We start from the raw sequence: 3,947 nt of genomic DNA on the forward strand, positions 1-3,947 counted from the left end.
TGTATAAGAGACAGGCGGTCCCCGGCCGCCCCGGCCGCCCCGGCCTCCGGCGGACGCACCCGCCATTGGATCGAGATCAACGGCACCCGCCATCAGATCTCCCGCGCAACACTCGTGCTGGGCCGCAGCACCGACGCCGACGTGCGGATCGACGACCCCGGCGTCTCCCGCCGGCACTGCGAGATCCGGACCGGAACGCCCTCGACGATCCAGGATCTCGGATCCACCAACGGCATCGTGGTGGACGGACAGCACACCACCCGCGCTACGCTCCGCGACGGCTCGCGGATCGTCGTGGGCAGCAGCACCATCATTTACCGGCAAGCCGAAGGGTGAAGCGGGGGCAATGTCAGAGCTGACCCTCACGGTCATGCGGTTGGGTTTCCTGGCCGTACTGTGGCTGTTCGTGATCGTGGCCGTGCAGGTCATTCGCAGCGACCTCTTCGGTACGCGCGTCACCCAGCGCGGCTCGCGCCGCGAGGCGGGCCGCCAGCAGCAGGCCGCCGCCCGCCAGGCGCCACCGCAGCAGCGCCAGCAGCCCGCCGGCGGCCGGCGCGGCCGTAACGCCCCCACCAAGCTGGTCGTGACCGAGGGCACCCTCACCGGCACCACGGTCGCGCTCCAGGGCCAGACCATCACCCTGGGCCGCGCGCACGACTCGACGATCGTGCTGGACGACGACTACGCCTCCAGCCGCCATGCCAGGATCTACCCGGACCGCGACGGCCAGTGGATCGTCGAGGACCTCGGCTCCACCAACGGCACGTACCTGGACCGGTCCCGGCTAACGACTCCCACACCGATTGCGCTGGGCGCGCCGATCCGCATCGGCAAGACCGTCATCGAGCTGCGGAAGTAGTGCTACATCATGGATAGGCGCGAGCGGAGCGAGCACGCAGTGGCGGGCCCCACCCCGGCCCCCCGCGCGCTCCCGACCGGAGGGTGGGCAGTGTGGCTCGACACGACCGGCTGTACCCGGAGCCGACAGGCGAGGTGCGCATGAGTCTGTCACTGCGCTTCGCGGCCGGATCGCACAAGGGCATGATCCGGGAGGGCAACGAGGACTCCGGATACGCCGGCCCGCGCCTGCTCGCCATCGCCGACGGCATGGGCGGCGCGGCGGCCGGTGAAGTCGCCTCCTCCGAGGCCATCTCCACCATCGTCGCGCTCGACGACGACGTCCCCGGCTCCGACATCCTCACCTCCCTCGGCACAGCCGTACAGCGCGCCAACGACCAACTGCGCTCCATGGTCGAGGACGACCCCCAGCTGGAGGGCATGGGGACCACCCTCACCGCCCTGCTGTGGACGGGCCAGCGCCTCGGCCTGGTCCACGTCGGCGACTCACGCGCCTACCTGCTCCGCGACGGCGTCCTCACGCAGATCACACAGGACCACACCTGGGTGCAGCGCCTGGTCGACGAGGGCCGCATCACCGAGGAAGAGGCGACCACGCACCCGCAGCGCTCGCTGCTGATGCGCGCCCTCGGATCCGGCGACCACGTCGAGCCGGACCTGTCCATCCGCGAGGTCCGCGCCGGCGACCGCTACCTCATCTGCTCCGACGGCCTGTCCGGCGTGGTGTCCCACCAGACCATGGAAGACACCCTCGCCAGCTACCAGGGCCCCCAGGAGACAGTCCAGAACCTGATCGAGCTGGCGCTGCGCGGCGGCGGCCCGGACAACATCACGGTCATCATCGCCGACGTCCTCGACCTCGACACCGGCGACACCCTCGCGGGCCAGCTGTCCGACACCCCCGTCGTGGTCGGCGCCGTCGCCGAGAACCAGCACCAGCTGCACGACAACGGCATCATGCAGACCCCCGCCGGCCGCGCCTCCGGACTCGGCCGCCACGGACACGGCCAGGGCGGCGGCGAATTCGGCCCGCCCGGCTCCGGCGACACCACCGGCTACATCCCGGCAGCCGGCTTCGACTACGGCGACGACGACTTCACCAAGCCCCGCAAAAAGGGCCGGTGGCTGAAGAGATCCTTCTACGGCGTCCTCGCGCTGGCCCTCGTCGGCGGCGGCCTGTACGGCGGATACCGCTGGACGCAGACCCAGTACTACGTCGGCGCCGAGGACGAACACGTCGCGCTGTACCGGGGCATCAGCCAGGACCTGGCCTGGGTCTCGCTCTCGAAGGTCGAGAAGGACCACCCCGAGATCGAACTCAAGTACCTGCCGCCCTACCAGCAGAAGCTGGTCGAGGCGACCATCCCCGAGGGCGGTCTGAAGGACGCCCAGGCGAAGATCCAGGAACTGTCGGTGCAGGCCTCCGCGTGCAAGAAGGAAGCGCAGCGGCGCGAAGCCGAGAGCAAGAACAACTCCAAGACCGGCGAAGGCGAGGCCGGGGGCACCACGGGAACCACTCCCGCCTCCTTCACGTCCAAGGCCACACCGACGCCGAACCCGTCCAACCCGTCGGGTTCACCGTCGGCACCGGAGAAGTCCACGCCCCCGACCACGACCGCACCCACTCCCAGCCCCGGCCCCAGCCTCTCGGAGGAAGAGCAGAAGGTCGTCTCGCTGTGCGGTAAGCAGTAGCCGTGAGAGGCCCTGTCACACGATGAGCAGTACTACGAACTCGCCGCAGCACCACACGTCCACGATCGGCGCGATCGGCGCCCCGAGCCGCCGCAACACCGAACTGGCGCTGCTGGCGTTCGCCGTGGTCATCCCGGTGTTCGCCTACGCCAACGTCGGCCTGGCCCTCAACGACTCGGTGCCACCGGGCCTGCTGAGCTACGGACTCGGACTCGGCCTGCTCGCGGGCGTCGGCCACCTCGTCGTCCGGAAATTCGCGCCGTACGCGGACCCGCTGATGCTCCCGCTGGCGACGCTGCTGAACGGACTCGGCCTGGTCGTCATCTGGCGCCTTGACCAGGCCAAGGGCCTCAGCAACTATGCCGACGCCGCACCGCGCCAACTGCTGTACTCCGCTATGGGCGTGGCCCTGCTGGTGGTTGTGCTGATCTTCCTCAAGGATCACCGCGTTCTGCAGCGCTACACGTACATCTCCATGGCCGGCGCGCTGTTCCTGCTGGTCCTGCCGCTCGTGCCCGGACTCGGCGCGGACATCTACGGCGCCAAGATCTGGATCAAGATCCCCGGCCTCGGCACGCTCCAGCCCGGTGAGTTCGCGAAGATCGCCCTCGCGGTGTTCTTCGCCGGCTACCTCATGGTCAAGAGAGACGCCCTGGCCCTGGCCAGCCGCCGCTTCATGGGTCTCTACCTGCCCCGCGGCCGCGACCTCGGCCCGATCCTCGTCGTCTGGGTCATCTCGATCCTCATCCTGGTCTTCGAGACCGACCTCGGTACGTCCCTGCTGTTCTTCGGGATGTTCGTCATCATGCTGTACGTCGCCACCGAGCGGACCAGCTGGATCGTCTTCGGTCTGCTGATGTCCGCGGTCGGCGCCGTCGGCGTGGCCAGCTTCGAGCCGCACATCCAGACCCGTGTACAGGCCTGGCTCGACCCGATGCACGAGTTCGAACTCTCTCGCGCCGGCGTCCAGGACGGCATCGTCCACTCCGAGCAGGCCATGCAGGCCCTGTGGGCCTTCGGCTCCGGCGGCACGCTCGGCACCGGCCTCGGGCAGGGCCGTTCCGACCTCATCGGCTTCGCCGCCAACTCCGACTTCATCCTCGCCACCTTCGGCGAGGAGCTGGGCCTCGCCGGCGTCATGGCGATCCTCCTGCTCTACGGCCTGATCATCGAACGGGGCGTACGCACCGCGCTCGCGGCCCGCGACCCCTTCGGCAAGCTGCTCGCGATCGGCCTGTCCGGCGCCTTCGGCCTCCAGGTCTTCGTCGTGGCCGGCGGTGTCATGGGCCTCATCCCGCTGACCGGTATGACGCTGCCGTTCGTGGCCTACGGCGGATCCTCCGTGATCGCCAACTGGGCCCTCATCGGCATCCTGCTGAGAATCAGCGACACGGCCC

The 3,947-nt window shown here is 69.3% G+C and carries 4 protein-coding genes; all 4 read left to right on the plus strand.

Going from position 1 to position 3,947, the window contains the following annotated elements; genetic code table 11:
• The coding region (locus tag C1J00_RS39670) for an FHA domain-containing protein (protein WP_146046355.1) at window positions 1-336 on the plus strand (336 nt) is incomplete at its 5' end.
• A gap of 10 nt (window positions 337-346) precedes the next feature.
• The gene (locus tag C1J00_RS39675) at window positions 347-859 is read left to right on the plus strand and encodes an FHA domain-containing protein FhaB/FipA (protein WP_033309926.1); all 513 of its coding nucleotides are present in this window, start codon (window positions 347-349) and stop codon (window positions 857-859) included.
• A gap of 140 nt (window positions 860-999) precedes the next feature.
• Window positions 1,000-2,550 carry a Stp1/IreP family PP2C-type Ser/Thr phosphatase gene (locus tag C1J00_RS39680; RefSeq protein ID WP_180989867.1) on the plus strand — a complete coding sequence of 517 codons (1,551 nt, stop codon included), beginning with the start codon at window positions 1,000-1,002 and terminating at the stop codon, window positions 2,548-2,550.
• Window positions 2,551-2,572: 22 nt separating this feature from the next.
• The coding region (locus C1J00_RS39685; protein WP_102913713.1) for an FtsW/RodA/SpoVE family cell cycle protein at window positions 2,573-3,947 on the plus strand (1,375 nt) is incomplete at its 3' end.

The organism is Streptomyces cahuitamycinicus, from assembly GCF_002891435.1.
In the GTDB taxonomy this organism is placed as follows: Bacteria; Actinomycetota; Actinomycetes; order Streptomycetales; family Streptomycetaceae; genus Streptomyces; species Streptomyces cahuitamycinicus.